General features: G+C 66.1%; 15 protein-coding genes and 1 tRNA gene. 12 read left to right on the plus strand and 4 right to left on the minus strand.

Translation table 11 applies throughout. From position 1 onward, the window contains the following. Positions 1-15: 15 nt before the first annotated feature. Entirely contained in the window at positions 16-1,332 is a 1,317-nt protein-coding gene (locus ACLLJI_RS04770) for a bifunctional o-acetylhomoserine/o-acetylserine sulfhydrylase (RefSeq protein WP_283561630.1), read from the plus strand. Positions 1,333-1,448: 116 nt separating this feature from the next. Beyond that, positions 1,449-2,642 (plus strand): homoserine O-acetyltransferase MetX, encoded by a 1,194-nt coding sequence (gene metX, locus ACLLJI_RS04775; RefSeq protein ID WP_434618536.1) that lies wholly within the window; start codon positions 1,449-1,451, stop codon positions 2,640-2,642. Between the two features lie 56 nt (positions 2,643-2,698). Here metX and ACLLJI_RS04780 read toward each other — a convergent pair whose 3' ends face one another. Then, positions 2,699-3,541, minus strand: coding sequence for an SGNH/GDSL hydrolase family protein (locus ACLLJI_RS04780; protein ID WP_434618539.1), 843 nt, complete (start codon positions 3,539-3,541; stop codon positions 2,699-2,701). A gap of 214 nt (positions 3,542-3,755) precedes the next feature. Between ACLLJI_RS04780 and ACLLJI_RS04785 the strand changes: the two genes are divergently transcribed. Genes ACLLJI_RS04785 through ACLLJI_RS04795 form a run of 3 tightly spaced genes read left to right on the plus strand, consistent with a single transcriptional unit; the run spans position 3,756 to position 5,731 of the window. Next, entirely contained in the window at positions 3,756-4,556 is an 801-nt protein-coding gene (locus ACLLJI_RS04785; RefSeq protein ID WP_434618542.1) for a GNAT family N-acetyltransferase, read from the plus strand. A gap of 51 nt (positions 4,557-4,607) precedes the next feature. Then, on the plus strand, positions 4,608-5,075 hold the full coding sequence (locus ACLLJI_RS04790) for an ASCH domain-containing protein (protein ID WP_434618545.1): 468 nt from the start codon (positions 4,608-4,610) through the stop codon (positions 5,073-5,075). Beyond that, positions 5,072-5,731 carry an alpha/beta hydrolase gene (locus tag ACLLJI_RS04795; protein WP_434618548.1) on the plus strand — a complete coding sequence of 220 codons (660 nt, stop codon included), beginning with the start codon at positions 5,072-5,074 and terminating at the stop codon, positions 5,729-5,731. Before ACLLJI_RS04790 ends, ACLLJI_RS04795 begins: the two co-directional genes overlap by 4 nt. Before the next feature lie 75 nt (positions 5,732-5,806). Here the strand turns inward: ACLLJI_RS04795 and ACLLJI_RS04800 are convergent, their stop codons facing one another. Further along, positions 5,807-6,034 carry an RNA-binding S4 domain-containing protein gene (locus ACLLJI_RS04800; RefSeq protein ID WP_434618551.1) on the minus strand — a complete coding sequence of 76 codons (228 nt, stop codon included), beginning with the start codon at positions 6,032-6,034 and terminating at the stop codon, positions 5,807-5,809. Between the two features lie 403 nt (positions 6,035-6,437). Between ACLLJI_RS04800 and ACLLJI_RS04805 the strand changes: the two genes are divergently transcribed. After that, positions 6,438-7,823 carry a glycine--tRNA ligase gene (locus tag ACLLJI_RS04805; RefSeq protein WP_434618554.1) on the plus strand — a complete coding sequence of 462 codons (1,386 nt, stop codon included), beginning with the start codon at positions 6,438-6,440 and terminating at the stop codon, positions 7,821-7,823. Between the two features lie 9 nt (positions 7,824-7,832). Next, positions 7,833-8,789 (plus strand): GNAT family N-acetyltransferase, encoded by a 957-nt coding sequence (locus ACLLJI_RS04810; RefSeq protein WP_434618557.1) that lies wholly within the window; start codon positions 7,833-7,835, stop codon positions 8,787-8,789. A gap of 86 nt (positions 8,790-8,875) precedes the next feature. Here ACLLJI_RS04810 and ACLLJI_RS04815 read toward each other — a convergent pair whose 3' ends face one another. Next, on the minus strand, positions 8,876-9,379 hold the full coding sequence (locus tag ACLLJI_RS04815) for a TIGR00366 family protein (RefSeq protein ID WP_434618560.1): 504 nt from the start codon (positions 9,377-9,379) through the stop codon (positions 8,876-8,878). Between the two features lie 330 nt (positions 9,380-9,709). On the opposite strand from ACLLJI_RS04815, the gene dusB reads away from it, so the two are divergent. From dusB to ACLLJI_RS04840, 5 genes are all read left to right on the plus strand, one after another. Further along, positions 9,710-10,891: a tRNA dihydrouridine synthase DusB gene (gene dusB, locus ACLLJI_RS04820; RefSeq protein WP_434618563.1), complete on the plus strand. Its 1,182-nt coding sequence runs from the start codon at positions 9,710-9,712 to the stop codon at positions 10,889-10,891. After that, positions 10,821-12,212: a deoxyguanosinetriphosphate triphosphohydrolase gene (locus ACLLJI_RS04825; protein ID WP_434618566.1), complete on the plus strand. Its 1,392-nt coding sequence runs from the start codon at positions 10,821-10,823 to the stop codon at positions 12,210-12,212. Before dusB ends, ACLLJI_RS04825 begins: the two co-directional genes overlap by 71 nt. Positions 12,213-12,297: 85 nt before the next feature. Continuing rightward, positions 12,298-14,187, plus strand: coding sequence for a DNA primase (gene dnaG / locus ACLLJI_RS04830; RefSeq protein WP_434618569.1), 1,890 nt, complete (start codon positions 12,298-12,300; stop codon positions 14,185-14,187). Between the two features lie 88 nt (positions 14,188-14,275). Further along, positions 14,276-14,348 (plus strand) — tRNA-Asn (locus tag ACLLJI_RS04835). A 218-nt stretch (positions 14,349-14,566) separates the two neighbouring features. Then, a complete protein-coding gene (locus ACLLJI_RS04840) occupies positions 14,567-15,553 on the plus strand; it encodes a S1C family serine protease (RefSeq protein WP_283561642.1) in 987 nt (328 codons plus the stop codon). Positions 15,554-15,787: 234 nt separating this feature from the next. Here the strand turns inward: ACLLJI_RS04840 and ACLLJI_RS04845 are convergent, their stop codons facing one another. After that, complete coding sequence (locus ACLLJI_RS04845) at positions 15,788-16,195, minus strand: hypothetical protein (protein WP_283561643.1); 408 nt, start codon at positions 16,193-16,195, stop codon at positions 15,788-15,790. Between the last annotated feature and the right edge of the window lie 10 nt (positions 16,196-16,205).

A 16,205-nucleotide genomic window follows, 5' to 3' on the forward strand; every position in this document is an offset into this window, starting at 1 on the left:
TATGAGGAGCCACACATGAGCAATGCATGGTCATTTGAAACACGCCAGATCCATGCAGGCCAGGAACCCGATGCCACCACCGGCGCCCGCGCTCTGCCGATTTATCAGACCACGTCCTTCGTTTTCCCCAGCACCGAAAGCGCGGCGAACCGGTTCGCACTGACCGAGCTGTCCCCGATCTACACCCGCATCGGCAACCCGACCCAAGATGCCGTGGAGCAGCGGATTGCGAGTCTGGAAGGCGGACTGGGTGCACTGCTGCTCTCATCCGGACAGGCTGCATCCACTTTTTCGGTGCTCAACATCGCGGAGGCCGGCGACCACATAGTTTCCAGCCCGAGCCTGTACGGGGGAACCTTCAATCTCTTTGCGCATACGCTGAAGAAGTTTGGCATCGAGGTCACCTTCGTGGCGGATCCGGACAATCTTCAGCAGTGGCGCGACGCCGTTCGGCCCAACACGAAGCTGTTTTTCGGCGAGGTCGTTTCCAATCCGCGCCAGGATGTGCTGGACATCGAGGGTGTCAGCACGGCCGCGCACGAGGCAGGCGTGCCGCTGATCGTGGACAACACGCTCTCCACCCCGTATCTGATCCGGCCGCTCGAGTGGGGCGCCGACGTCGTCGTTCATTCCGCCACGAAATATCTGGGCGGGCACGGCACCGCCATTGCCGGCGTGATTGTCGACGGCGGCAAGTTCGACTACACGAAGGAGCCGGAGAAGTTTCCCGGCTTCAATACCCCGGACCCGAGCTACAATGGCCTGGTCTACGGCCGCGATCTGGGCGAAAACGGTGCGCTGGGGGCGAATCTCTCCTACATTCTCAAGGCGCGCGTGCAACTGCTGCGCGACCTGGGTTCGGCGGTTACACCGTTCAACTCCTTCCTCATTGCGCAGGGTCTGGAAACGCTGAGCCTGCGCGTGGAGCGGCACGTGGAAAACGCTCTTAAGGTTGCCACCTGGCTGGAATCGAACGAGTTCGTGGAGTCCGTTGCCTACGCCGGTCTGCCCTCGAGCCCGTGGTACGAGCGCGGACGCAAGTACGGACCCAGGGGCACCGGTGCCGTCATCGCGTTCAATATCAAGGGCGGTCTCGAGGCAGGCAAGCGCTTTGTTGACGGTCTGGAATTACACTCCCACGTTGCCAATCTGGGCGACGTGCGCTCCCTCGTGATCCACCCGGCCTCCACCACCCACGCGCAGCTTTCGCCGGAACAGCAGCTGGCCGCCGGCGTGGCTCCCGGTCTGGTGCGGCTGTCGGTGGGACTGGAAAACATCGTCGATATCCTCGCGGATCTGGAGGCCGGTTTCCGGGCGGCCAAGACAGCGTGAGCGGCCCGGGAACGACGGCGGTCCCCGGACCGGGCGCGGCGGGCTCCTTAGCGGTGTGCCCGCCACCAGGACCGGCATCGGCGGGACTGGCATCGACCGGTGAGGTGCCGGCCGGCATGGCGTCGGCCGGAGCACCGACCGATTTGCCGACCGGAACATCGCCGCTCGCCACGGCCGACGGCGAAGTAAAGTATGCGCGGATCGGCGACCTTGATCTGGAGGCCGGCGGACGGCTGCCGGACGTCACTGTCGCGTATGAGACGTGGGGGACGCTGAACGCCGAAGCCTCCAACGCGGTGCTGATCGCGCATGCACTCACCGGCAGCACCCACGTCTCCCGCGGTGGTTCCGCGGAGGACGGCTGGTGGGAGGGTCTGGTCGGTCCGGGCCGGGTCATCGACACGGACCGGTATTTCGTTGTGTCGCCCAATATGCTGGGCGGCTGCTACGGCAGTACCGGACCGTCCAGCATCGCCCCGGACGGACGCCCCTGGGGGTCCAGATTCCCGTTCGTGACGATCCGGGATTCCGTCCAGGCCGAGGCTCGGCTGGCCGATCAGCTGGACATTGGCTCCTGGTATGCGGTGATCGGCGGGTCGATGGGTGGAGCACGTGCACTGGAGTGGGCTGTCACGCTGCCCGCACGGGTACGCCGCTGCGCCGTCGTCGCCGCCTGCGCGGCCAGTACCGCAGAGCAGATCGCCTTCGCCCAGGCCCAGGTGCTCGCAATCCGGCTGGATCCGGACTTTGCCGGCGGGGATTATTACGACGGGGCAGCGCCGGTGGCCGGACTCGGACTGGCGCGGCGGATTGCCCATATTACCTACCGGTCCGAGCCGGAGATGTCGGCGCGGTTCGGCCGGAGCGCACAGCCCGGGGAGGCTCCGGTGAGCCAAGGCAGGATCCGCAATATTGCCGGGTCTTCCGCCGGGGAAAGGTATCAGGTGGAAAGCTACCTGGACCACCAGGCGCATAAACTGGCCCGGCGATTCGATGCCAACAGCTACATCGTCATCACCGAGGCGTTGATGAGCCACGATGTGTGCCGCGGGCGCGGTCCCCTGCGGCAGGCACTGGAGCAGGCCGCGGACGTCGAATTCCTGATTGCCGCTGTGGCCTCGGACCGGTTGTATTTCCCCGCACAGTCGGATGAATTGGCGGCGGCGCTGCCCGGAGAAGTAGGCGTGGACGCCATCGAGTCGGAGATCGGGCACGACGGTTTCCTCACCGAGACCGAAGCCGTCGGAGTGCTCCTACGGCGGAGGTTCTTCGGTAACCCTGCCTCGATTGGGGAGCAGCGCCCTTTTTAGGTCTGTAACAGGCACCTGCTCGGTTAAAGGTGGTCAAACCTTGACGGTCGATGTACCTACGCTCCGGCCCCGGGCGGCATCCCGGGGCCGAAGACCGGGCCCGCCGTCGGACGCTTGGCACTGATGCCGTCGCCGGAGGACTGATGGCGCACTCGGCGCAGCACCCACGGCACAAAGAACTCGCGCGCCCAGACAAGGTCCTCCGACCGGGCCGTACGCCAGTTCCGCACCGTAAGCGGCTTGGGGAACTTCGGCTCCAGGGTATGCGGAACGTTGAGTGCCTCGAGCGCCATCAACGCAACGGTGTGGTGGCCCAGCGGGGAGAAGTGCAGCCTGTCACCGGCCCACATCTGCGGATCCTTCAGCTGCCGCAACGACCACATGTCCGCGATGATGGCGTCGTGACGGGCGGCGATGGTGCGCAGGTTTTCGTTGTAGATCGCCACGCGGCCCCGGACCAGGCCCAGCACCGGGGTATCGCGGATATCGGGACCGTTGAAGAGCAGCACCGTGGCGCCGGACGTCGTCATCCGTTCCACAGCGCCGTCCAGGGACTCGGCCAACGCGTCCGGGTCCGAGCCGGGACGGATGAGGTCATTGCCGCCGGCCGAGATCGAGATCAGTCTGGGCTTGAGTTCCAGCGCCGGCTCCAGCTGCTCGTCCAGGATCTGCTGCAGGAGGCGGCCGCGGATGGCCAGGTTCGCGTAGGCAAAGTCCTCGTGGCCCCGGCTCAGCTCCTCGGCCAAACGGTCGGCCCAGCCGCGATGTCCGCCGGGGCTGGATGGTTTGGCGTCCCCGATCCCTTCGGTGAACGAATCACCCATGGCCACATAGCGGTTCCACGGATGCAGCCTGCCCGGCAGCTGTTCGGAATGGGTGCGGGCGTCCTGCTCAGTCATTTGGCGGCGCTTTCGATGGGAATCACCGCTCCATCCTGCCCATGTCCGGCATGGTTACGCCACCGCAGTCCATTTTCACGGTCAGCGTCGTACGGCTTTTTTGGCGCCAGGACGACGACGGTTGCGGCTCGGTTGCGCCGGCCGGCGCCCCGCCGGTCAACGCGCTGTCGGGGCCCGGTTTCCCATCCCTCGGCGGTTCTGATTGACTGCCCGGATGGATAAACAAGCAGTACTTGCGGCCTTCAACGAGCAGATCCGCCGGCGTCCGGAACCGGCCTCCGGGGACGGAGTCATCGAGACGGACGGCCACGTGGTCCGGCAGATGGGCACCGGGTGGTCCGGGGTGGCCTGGAGCGATCTGAATGCCGTCGGCGCCGACCAGGCCATCGCCGCGCAGGTCGAACGGTTCGCCCAGGCGGGCAGGTTGGCGGGGTCGGCTCGTCCCTGGGAGTGGAAGCACTACTCCTATGACCTGCCCGCCGATCTGCCCGACAGGCTGCTGGCAGCGGGGTTGGCTCCGGGGCCCGCGGAGGCGCTGATGGTGGCCGAAATCCTGGATGATCTAAACCTCAACGTCCCGCCGCCGCCGGGCGTGCAGCTGATGCCGGTGCTGGACCGGGACGGCGTTGACTCGCTCGTGGCGGTGCACGACGAGGTGTTCGGCGGGGACCACTCCGCCATAGGCCAGGCGCTGCTCGCTGGCATCGGGCACCAGCCGCCGACCACCGCCGCCGTTGTGGCCATGGCCGATGGGATCCCGGTCTCAGCAGGCCGGGTTGAGTTCCACCCGGGAACCGAATTCGCCAGCCTGTGGGGTGGAGGCACACTGGCCCCATGGCGCGGGCGGGGCGTGTTCTGCTCGCTGGTGGCGCACCGTGCGGCAATTGCGTCCGCCCGGGGTTTCCGGTATCTCCAGGTGGACGCTTCGGCGGACAGCCGGCCCATCCTGCGGCGTCTGGGATTCGTCGAACTGGCCACCACCACACCGTTCACGCACCCGGGCACAGCGGTCTGACGGCTCAGCGTCCGCGGCCGGGTCTGAACGATGGGCCGGTACGGTGGAGGAATGACCGCCGAGGATCCGCCCGAAGACCTCCAGTCCCTTCCGGTCGCCGAGTTCGCGTTCCCCGGCCCGCTCCGCGACAAGCTGGTCGCCGCGGTCCTTGACGGAAGCAAGACCAGCACCACTGGACTTGTCGCCGACTACGAAGCCTGCGGCGACCCGATTCCCCGCGTCGGGGACCGGTCGGTGGTGATCGACTCGGAGGGCCGCAACGTGGCCATCCTGGAAGTCACCGGGATCGTAATCTGTCCGTTGGATCAGGTCGATCTGCAGCACGCACTGGACGAGGGGGAGGGACACGCATCCGTTCTCGACTGGCGCAAAGACCATGAGGAGTACTGGCACAGCCCTGCGATGCGCGAAGCCTTGAAAGATCCGGGCTTCACCGTCAATGAGGAAACACTGGTGGTCCTGGAAAGGTTCCGCGTGGTCAGCGTCCTGAAGGCCGGGCGTGGAAAGATGGACGGATGATTGAAGCGACAAACACCGCGGCCCCTTCCGTCGTCTGGTCCAAGGCCGAACAGGCCCGCCCCGGGACGCCCTTACTCGTGATGCTGCACGGCTACGGCGCCGACGAGGCTGACCTGTTCAGCCTGGCCCAGCTGCTGCCGGACGAGTTCACCGTTGCGTCCGTGCGCGGGCCGGAGCGTGCCGGTCCCGGGTACTCCTGGTTTCCATTGCGCTCGGATGTCTCCTATGCGGTGCAGACAGTGAAGACGACGACGGCGGCCGTCACGGCTTGGCTCGACGGCGTCCGCGGGCAGCACAGCAGCGTCACCCTGCTCGGCTTTTCGCAGGGAATGTGCATGGCCACCTCGCTGGCGCGGCACCGTCCGCACGACTATGCCGCCGTCGTCGGCCTTTCCGGTTTTGTTATTGACGCCGGGACGGAAGGGGAGGGCTTCTTCCACGACGCGGAACTGGCCGCGGCCCAACTGCCGGTGTTTTGGGGCCGTGACCAGGCCGATCCGGTGATTCCGGTCGAAGCCGTGGACTTCACCGCCGCCTGGTTGCGCGCGCATTCGAAGCTGACCAAAGTCCTCTATACCGGAATCTGGCACGGCATCAACGACCAGGAAATGGCGCACGTCAAGGAGTTCCTCGGACTGACCGTGCTCAAGGCCTGATGGTGCGGCGTGCTCAAGGCCTGATGGTGCGGCGTGCTCAAGCCCTCACCGTGGCCCCGGCGGCGTGCGGTGAGATCAGGGCGCGGTTATCCGCACGGTTTGGCCATTGACGGTAACGGTATCGCCGACGTGCAGCTGGCGTCCGCGGCGCTCCTCGATCTCGCCGTTGACCTGCACCAGCCCGTTTTTGATGAGCTCGGCGGCCTCCACCCCGTCCTCAACCAGGCTGGCCAGCTTCAGCAGCTGTCCCAAGCGGATCATGTCGTCGCGGATGGAAATGTCGGTAGTGTCCCGGTTGCTCATACAAGCAATAATGCCTGACGGCGGGCCGGTCCATGTACCCGCCGGACCTGTGCAGGTATCGCCGTCTGCAACAGCGGGCCGGTCCATGTACCGCCGGACCGGTGCAGGTATCGCGGCAGCGCAGGCGGGTGGCCGGTGTGCCTGCACTCCGAGGAGATCACTCATCCGGGCTCCGCAGCTTGAGCGGGAGCCGCAGCTTGAGCAGGAGCCGCAGCCCGTCCGGGCGCCGGCGCTGCCCGGTAAGCTAGGGTTTAAAGTTCTCCGGCGCACTGTCCGCCGCATCCCGGACCACGGAAATCCCCGTCGGCACCGGCCATGATCTCCACCGCGGGATACTTACCCTCGGCTCAGGCGGACCGCACCCAGCGGCCCCGCGACGCTCCTAGAAAGGGACAACGCCACAATGGCCAATAAATCCTCGCTCGACCCGATTATTTCCCTGGCCAAGCGCCGTGGATTCGTTTTTCAGGCCGGTGAGATTTACGGCGGTTCGCGGTCGGCCTGGGACTACGGACCCCTCGGTGTGGAACTGAAGGAGAACATCAAGCGGCAGTGGTGGCAGTCGATGGTCCGCGGCCGCGACGACGTCGTCGGTCTTGATTCTTCGGTGATCCTGCCGCGCCAGGTCTGGGAAGCCTCCGGTCACGTGGAGGTCTTTTCCGACCCACTGGTCGAATCCCTGCACACGCACAAACGCTACCGCGCCGACCACCTGCTGGAAGCGTACGAGGAGAAGCACGGCCACCCGCCGGTCAATGGACTGGCAGATATCAAGGACCCGGAGACCGGACAGCCCGGTTCCTGGACCGAACCGCAGAACTTCTCCGGCCTGCTCAAGACCTTCCTGGGTCCGGTGGATAACGAGGAGGGCATGCATTACCTGCGCCCGGAGACCGCTCAGGGAATTTTTGTGAACTTCAACAACGTCCTGACCACCTCGCGCAAAAAGCCGCCGTTCGGCATCGCCCAGATCGGCAAATCCTTCCGCAACGAGATCACACCGGGAAACTTCATTTTCCGCACCCGTGAATTTGAGCAGATGGAAATGGAATTCTTTGTCGAGCCCGGCACCGACGAGCAATGGCAGGAATACTGGATGGAAACCCGGATGAAGTGGTACACGGATCTGGGCATCCGGGCGGAGAATCTGCGCTTCTTTGACCACCCCGAAGACAAGCTCAGCCATTACTCCAAGCGCACCGCGGACATCGAATACCGCTTTGGATTCCAAGGCTCCGAATGGGGCGAGCTGGAGGGTGTCGCGAACCGCACGGACTTTGACCTGTCCACGCACTCCAAGGCCTCCGGAACGGACCTGAGCTACTTCAACCAGGCCACGAACGAGCGGTTCACCCCCTACGTGATCGAGCCCGCTGCAGGCCTGACCCGCTCGCTGATGGCGTTTCTGGTGGATGCCTACACCGAGGATGAGGCCCCGAACGCCAAGGGCGGGGTGGACAAGCGCACCGTGCTCAAGTTGGATCCGCGGCTTTCCCCGATCAAGGCGGCCGTGCTGCCGCTGAGCCGCAACGAGGACCTCTCCCCGAAGGCCCGCGAGCTCGCGGCCGCCCTGCGGAAGAACTGGAACATTGATTTCGACGACGCCGGCGCAATCGGGCGCCGCTACCGCCGTCAGGACGAGGTGGGCACGCCGTTCTGCATCACGGTGGACTTCGACACGCTGGAGGACAACGCGGTCACCATTCGGGAACGCGACACGATGGCGCAGGAACGCGTTCCGCTGGACAAGGTGGAGGGCTACCTTGCCGTGCGCCTGATCGGCGCCTAGGGATATCTCATGAGCGAACTCACTTACCGCGCCTGGCGCGACGGCGACGATCTGGCCCTGAACGAGCTCTGGGGCGACCCGGAAACGTATCAAGGCGGCCAGTTCCGCGGCGCGCTGGCGGAGAATTCCGACGCCGGTCCTTGGCGGCGCTGCATAGTCGCCGAGGATCAGGGGATTCCGGTGGCGGCCGGCGTAATTTATGAGACCAGTCTGCATGCGCAAAGGCTCTGGGCCTACCTCGAAGTCGCCAAGGATCACCGCCGCGCCGGTGTGGGTGCCACCTTGCTGACCATGCTCCGCCGGGAAGGCGAACAGGCGCCCTCGGGGGTGCGTGCGCTGCGGACCAAGGTGGAGCCGGGAACGCCGGGTGCCGCTTTTACCCGGACCGCCGGGATGCGGCAGCTACAGCGCAGCAGGATTGTCCGGGTGCAGCCGGGCGCCCTACGGCTTCCGGTCTTCGGGGACGGCAGCGAGGCCGCGGCCAGCGCCCGGATCCAGGATCTGGCCACCGGTTCGGTGGAGCTGACGGACGTCGTGGGCCGTTACTACGCATCCGCCCACGAGTGGGACCCCACCGGCGTACTCTCGCCAGGCACGGTGCAGAAGCTGTTCCTGGACGATCTCTCCGGCGCCCACGGGGCCATCGTGCTGCGCGGGACGCCGGAGAGCGCTTTCGGCGGTGCGGTGGCGACGGGCAAAAAGAGCCGCATCCAGGCCTTCGCGGTCAGCTACACGCAGGGTGCGACGGACGAGCCGACGGATGTTTTCCTGGGTCATGAGCCGTCGCTGCCGCCGGAACAGGCCGCCGCGGCGGTCCGGGACCTGCTGGCGCTGATTTCGCATCAGTACCCGGTGGTGCTGGAACTGGACGATTCCATGGCAGCCCTGTCCGCCGTCGTCGGGCCCCTGCTTGACGCCGGCAGCGCACGCGTCCTCGGTGCCGAAACGCTCGTCGTAGGCGACTAAGCCACCGCTCCCGTCGGCCACCGGAACAATGACGGCAATCCCGCCAAATGAAGTGGTAACTTTGCCATCATTTGGCGGGAACGCCGTCAGTAAAGGACGGCGGCTGGTCGGGGGCGGGCGACGGCGGCTGGTTGGGGGTGGGCGAGCAGTGCAGTGTAGAGGGCAATGATGACGGCGAAGCCGCCGCCCCCACCGATGCTGGTGAAGAAATGGGCCAGATGCTCGGAGATTGACAACCCGCCGGTCCCTTGGACCTCGGTCAGAATGGCTGCCATCGCCGCGTACAGCGGGAACTGGACCAGTATGCCCGCTGTAGCGGGGACGGCCTTCGTCACGGCCTGCAGGAAGCCCAGCGTCAGCAGGCCTGCAAGGACGGGCAGGATGCTGCTGTATTCCAGCCATTCGCGCGGCCGGCTGCGTGGGGCGGATTCCTCCGGCTGGTCCTTCAGGTCCACGCCCAGATCCTGTGCCGTGCGGATGGCGGCGCCGGTCGGAGCGGAGAAATGCGCACTGACCGTGGTGAGCAGAATGAGAATGGCGAGCGTCAGCAGGGACTGCCAGGTGAAGATGGTAGTGCCGAAATCCAGCACGCAGGTGATTTTCAGCAGCGCCGGCGGAATGGATGCCTTGGTTGCCTGCAGCTGCGCGGCCGAGGGCGAGAGGCCCAGGGCCCATACCGCGCCAGCCTGACGATGAGCGGCGCGACCGTTCCCTTACCCATGGAGCATAACCAGACGGGTCCGCAGATCATGTCAGCGCCGTCGCGGGTGGCGACAGGCCTCAAAGGTGGGTGTCCCAATCGGTTTGGATCGGTCCATCGATGTCGCACTTCGCGCCGATGTTTTCCAGCCGGGCAGGTGCCAGTTGCGTCCTCGATGAGGGGGCGGGCAGGATTTGCGGGACTTTGAGAGAATTGCTGTGTGACTGTTACCGATCTGCCCGCCAGCTCCACCAGACTTGAGCTGCCACCGCTGAAGCTGGGCAACATAACCGTGCCCACCCCCGTCGTGCTTGCACCGATGGCAGGCATCACCAATACCGCGTTCCGCCGGCTCTGTCGGGAATACGGCGGCGGTCTCTACGTTTCCGAAATGGTCACCTCACGTGCGCTGGTCGAGCGTACGCCGGAATCGCTGCGCATCATCAAGCACGACGACGACGAAAAGGTCAGGTCGGTGCAGCTCTACGGCGTGGACCCGGCCACTGTCGGCAAGGCCGTCCGGATGCTGGTCGAGGAAGACCGCGCCGACCATATTGACCTGAACTTCGGCTGCCCGGTGGCAAAGGTGACCCGCAAGGGCGGGGGAGCTGCGCTGCCTTGGAAGACGGCCCTCTTTACCGCCATTGTGCGCACCGCCGTCCGTGAGGCCGGCAGGGGAAACATCCCGCTGACCATCAAGATGCGCAAGGGCATCGACGACGATCACCTGACCTATCTGGAAGCCGGCAGGATCGCGCGCGACAGTGGCGTCGCCGCCGTCGCCCTGCACGGACGCACCGCTTCCCAGTTCTATTCCGGCCAGGCCGACTGGTCCGCCATCGCCCGCCTGCGCGAGTCGCTGCCGGACATTCCGGTGCTCGGCAATGGCGATATCTGGAGTGCCGAGGACGCGATCCGAATGGTCCGTGAGACCGGCGTCGACGGCGTCGTCATCGGGCGCGGCTGCCAGGGTCGCCCGTGGCTGTTCGGCGACTTGATGGCCGCCTTTGAGGGCAGCGAAAGCCGGCACAAGCCCGGCCTCGCCGAGGTTTCGGACAGCGTCTATCGGCACGCCCAGCTCCTGATCGACACCTTCGGGGACGAGGACAAGGCGCTGCGGGACATCCGCAAGCACATGGCCTGGTATTTCAAGGGATACGTCGTCGGCGGCGAACTCCGCGCCAAGCTCTCCACCGTCCCCACGCTTGAGGTACTGCGCTCGCTGCTGGACCAACTTGACCGGGACGCAGCCTATCCCGGGCCGGATGCTGAAGGGCCACGCGGCCGCGCCGGTACGCCCAAACGGACGGCGCTGCCCGATGGCTGGCTGAATGAACGCGCGCTCAGCCCGGCGCAGCAGGCCGTCATCGGTGCGGCGGAACTGGACGTGTCCGGTGGCTGAGGCCAACTCGCCGAACGGGCAGGGCCAGTACGGGCAGGGCCAGTACGGGCAGGGCGCCGTCCCCGGCGCCTACACGGAGCAGGACGCCGAACGCTGGGTCCGGGAAGCGCCCAAGAGCAACTACCGCACCCCCTTCGAACGGGACCGCGCGCGGGTGCTGCACTCCTCTGCGCTGCGCCGGCTGGGAGCTAAAACCCAGGTCGTCGCCCCTGACACGGACGACTTTGTCCGAACCCGGCTTACCCACAGCCTCGAAGTGGCGCAGGTGGGCCGCGACCTGGGCCGGGCCCTGGGCTGTGACCCGGACGTGGTGGACACGGCCTGCCTCTCCCACGATCTGGGCCACCCGCCGTTCGGCCACAACGGCGAATCCGCGCTCAACGACATTGCCCACGCCATCGGCGGCTTTGAAGGCAACGCGCAGACCCTGCGGCTGCTGACCCGGCTGGAACCCAAGGTCCTCGACGCCAACGGCCGCCCCGCCGGCCTGAACCTGAGCAGGGCCAGCCTGGACGCAGCCTGCAAATACCCCTGGGCCGCGCCCGACGCCCCCGCCATCCACGGGCAGCGGACCAGCAAATTCGGCGCCTACCAGGATGACCTACCGGTGTTCGGCTGGCTCAGGGCCGGAGCTCCGCGGGCGCATGCGTGCATTGAAGCCCAGGTGATGGACCTGGCGGACGACATTTCTTACTCGGTGCACGACGTCGAGGACGCCATCGTGGCTGGCCATTTCCAGCTCAAATGGCTGGACAATACGGACCAGCGCAGCCGCGTGATCGGGTACACCCAGCAGTGGTACCTGCCGCACAGCGAACCGGCCGCAATCGACGAGGCGCTGCGCCGGCTGGAGGCCACCCCGGTGTGGGTGCGGCACGCCGATGGCAGCCGGGCCTCGATGGCTGCGTTGAAAAATATGACCAGCCAGCTGATCGGCCGGTTCTGCCAGAGCGCGCTGGAGGCCACCCGCGGTCTCTACGGCCCGCAACCGCAGACCCGCTACGCAGCGGACGTCATTGTGCCGGAAGAAACCGTGACAGAAATCGCCGTCATGAAGGGCCTGGCCACCACCTTCGTGATGACCACCGACCACCGCCAGCCCATTTACCAGCGCCAGCAGGACGTGCTCCACGAACTCGTCGCCGTGCTCAGCGCCAGCGGTGCGCAGCATCTGGAGACGATGTTTGCCGCGGACTGGCGGGAGGCGCCCGACGACGGCGCACGGCTGCGCGTGGTGGTGGATCAGGTGGCGTCGCTGACTGACGTGTCCGCGCTGGCCCTGCATGAGCGGCTGGTGGGCGTGCGCCGAACCCTGCTGTGATTTCCTGTGCTGAACTCCCGGAGCGTTAAGCACAGGGCCGACGGCGGCACACAGTAACGTCCGCGCGGTCCCGTAAACTTGGCCCATGGCCGGGCTGATCAAACGCGAAGATATTGACGAGGTCCGCTCACGCACGGATATCAAAGAGGTGGTCGACGGTTACGTCACGCTCAAGAGCGCGGGAATAGGTTCCTTTAAGGGTCTTTGTCCGTTCCACGATGAGCGCAGCCCGTCCTTCCACATCCGACCGCAGATGGGGTACTTCCACTGTTTCGGCTGTCAGGAGAGCGGCGACGTGATTGCCTTCCTGCAGAAAATGGACCACAGCAGTTTCAGTGAAACGGTGGAGAAGCTGGCGGCCAGGATTGGCTTTGAGCTGCATTATGAGGACGGCGGCTCGGGTCCGCGCCGCGAGGAAGTGGGCCGGCGGCAACGGCTGCTGGATGCGCACAAGATTGCCGGCGAGTACTTCCGCGAACAGCTGCTCACCCCGGCGGGATCCACCGGCCGCAGGTTCTTGGCCGAACGCGGCTTTGAACGCTCCGCCGCGGACCACTTCGGCGTGGGATTCGCCCCGCAGGGGTGGGATTCCCTGCTCAAACATCTCCGTGGCCGTGCGTTCACCGAAGAAGAGCTCAGACTCACCGGAATGTTCTCCGGCGGCGCGTCCGCATCCGGCCAGGACCGAATCTACGACCGCTTCCGTGGCCGGCTCATCTGGCCTATCCGCGACATCGCCGGGGACACCATCGGCTTCGGCGCGCGACGGCTCTTCGATGAGGACCAGGGACCCAAATACCTGAACACGCCGGAAACCGTGCTCTACAAAAAATCCAACGTGCTCTACGGCATCGATCTGGCCAAACGGAACATCGCCAGGAAACGCCAGCTCGTCGTCGTCGAAGGTTACACGGACGTCATGGCCTGCCATCTGGCCGGCGTGGACACCGCCGTGGCCACCTGCGGCACGGCCTTCGGCGCGGACCACATCAAGGTTGCCCGCCGGCTGCTCTCCGACGACGGCAGCGGCGGCGAGGTGGTGTTCACCTTCGACGGCGACTCGGCCGGCCAGAAGGCGGCGCTGAAGGCCTTCGACGAGGACCAGCGCTTCGTCGCCCAGACCTACGTCGCCGTCGAGCCCTCCGGCGCGGATCCCTGTGAACTCCGCCAGCGCAAGGGCGACGACGCTGTGCACTCGCTGATCCGCTCCCGGCGGCCGCTCTTCGAGTTCGCGATCCGCTCCACGCTCGCAAAATTCGATCTCAGCACCGTGGAGGGCCGGGTCCAGGGACTGCGCGCCTCCGCCCCGGTAGTCGCCGCCATCAGGGACGGCTCCACCCGGACCGGGTACAGCCAGGAGCTGGCCGGCTGGCTCGGCATTGCCGATCCGAACGAGGTCCTGCGCGCGGTCAACACCGCGCTCAAACGCGGCCCCACCCCGACGCGGACCGCGGCACCGGGAACACCCACCCAGGCACGCACCGAACCGGCCGCGCCGACGTATGGGCGCCCGGATCCGAAAGACCCGGTGGTCCGGATGGAGCGCGAAGCACTGGAGGTTGCCCTGCAGCAGCCCGGACTGCTCAGCACCGACGACTGGGCACGTTTTTCCGAGGCCGAATTTGCCGTCCCCGCCTACCGCGCGGTGCATCAGGCCGTTCGCGCGGTCGGGGATGCGGGAACCGCCCCGGCGCAGTGGCTGGAGCAGGTGCGGGAGGAACTTCCCGAACCACTTCGCCCGCTTGTCGCCGAGCTTGCCGTCACACCCCTGCCGGCGACCAACGCGGACACCCTGCGCAACTACTGCCTGGACATTATGCGGCGGCTCTTCGAAATGCAGATCACCCGGCTCAAGGCAGAAAAGATGGGCGCCCTGCAGCGGATGGACCCGGGCGCGGACCCGACCGCCTCCCAGCAGCTGCAGCGGGAACTGATGGAGCTGGAAATCCGCAGGCGCAACCTTCGAGGCGACTGACAAGCCCCGCCAGGAGGGCCCCGTAGACCCTCGGCCGCCGACGATTTCGCGCTACGGTAAACCTTTGTTATTCTTGAACCTGCTTCATTCCCCTGTAGCTCAATTGGCAGAGCATTCGACTGTTAATCGAAGGGTTGCTGGTTCAAGTCCAGCCGGGGGAGCGGCACGAAGAGGCCCTGATCAGCGGAAACGCCTGTCGGGGCTTCTTTTCTTTTGTCGCGATTTGTCGCCCCGGCGGGGCCTGCCGAAGGTGGAGCCCGGCTGGCCACTCTGCCCTCGTCCCGGCCAGCCTGGTTCACTGAGGGCGTAGCTTTTGCCGGATTAGCACGGCGCTAAGTGCGGTTGTCTATAGGTAACCAGCATCCCCAGGAGGTGCACCGTGAACACGACTCCCAATACCCATACAGCTCGTTCCCCCGATGATGAGGACCCGCTCGACAGCTATTCGCGGACCGTCATCCAGGTCGCGGGAATTGTGACCGGGCAGGTGGCGGCCATTGAGGTGACGGGCGGCGGGCGCGGTGGGCAGGTCCGGATCGGCGCCGGCTCGGCTGTTGTGTTCACCGCGGACGGCTACATGCTGACGAACGCGCATGTCGTCGCCGGGGCCCGTGCCGGGCAGGCTGTGTTTGCCGACGGCACCGCCACCGAGGTCGACATTGTGGGATCGGACGCGTTGTCCGATCTGGCCGTCATCCGCGGTTGGACGGCGACGCCGGCGCCCGCCACGCTCGGCGATGCCGAAACACTTCGCGTCGGCCAGCTGGTCATTGCCGTCGGCAACCCGCTGGGCCTGGCGGGCTCCGTTTCGGCCGGCGTCGTCAGCGGTCTGGGGCGTTCAATCCCCACCTGGGCCGGGCCGAACCGACGGGTGATCGAGGACGTCATTCAAACGGACGCTGCCCTCAACCCGGGCAGTTCCGGCGGCGCACTGGCAGATACCCGCGGCCGCATCGTCGGGATCAACACGGCGGTGGCTGGGGCCGGCCTTGGGCTGGCTGTGCCCATAAACGCCACCACCCGCCGGATTATTTCCGCGCTGCTGACCGACGGACGGGTCCGACGTGCCTACCTCGGCCTGGTCAGCACGCCGGTTTCGTTGAACGCGGGCCTGGTCTTGCGAACCGGGCAGCGGCAGGGGCTGCGCGTCGTCGAGGTCATTCCCGGGTCCCCTGCCGACCAGGCCGGACTCAAGGGCGGCGATCTGGTGCTGAGCGCCGGCCGGCGCCCTGTCGCCAGCGCTGAGAGCCTGCAGAAACTGCTCTTCTCCGACGCCATCGGCGTCCCGCTGCCCATTACCGTGCTGCGCTCCGGTGCAGCGGTCGACGTCTTCGCCGTTCCGCGCGAAATGGTGGACACCCACTGAATGCCGATATCACGCCAGGTTTGTGGGAGCAGAAGATTACGACGACGGCGACCGCAGGCTGGTTGCCGGCCCCTTCCGCCGCCGACGGAAGGGACCGGCGCTCATCGCCGCAGCGGCCGGGGCGAAGCGGATCACCGCTTTGGGGAAGAGGACGCTGCGGCTGCGCACGCGGAAAATGAACCCGGCAGAGAAAGGGCGTTCACTGGGCCGGAGAACGGAGGCTGCAGAATGAAATCAGACGAAGCTCATCTCCGCCTGCAAAAAGCGCTCCGCCTCGGCCACTGCGGCCAGAAACGCCTCCTGCTCGGTGGGGGACTGTCGAGGCTCCCGCGGATGCCATTCATGGGGCGATGAATGCACGCGCTCGAATCCGGTCTCAGGCGGGGCATAGAAAATCCCAAAGCGCTGCACCGGCCACTCCGGGGAAGTCTCCGGAGCCACGAGCATGGCGGCACCGAGCGCGGGGTTAAACCACTGTGCAATCGGCCGCCGCCGGTCTTCAACAAATAGTCCGCCTGCATACAAGGCCGCTGATTCCTGACCGGAGTGTGCGCACAAGCGATCCCACCACATGGTCAACAATCCGTTATCACACCGCTGCCACGTGGCTGGAAGGGGTTCGGGATCCTGCCTCTTAGGCATGTAAAGATTT

The sequence above is a fragment of the Arthrobacter sp. A5 genome (genome assembly GCF_051131705.1).
Lineage (GTDB): Bacteria > Actinomycetota > Actinomycetes > Actinomycetales > Micrococcaceae > Arthrobacter_M.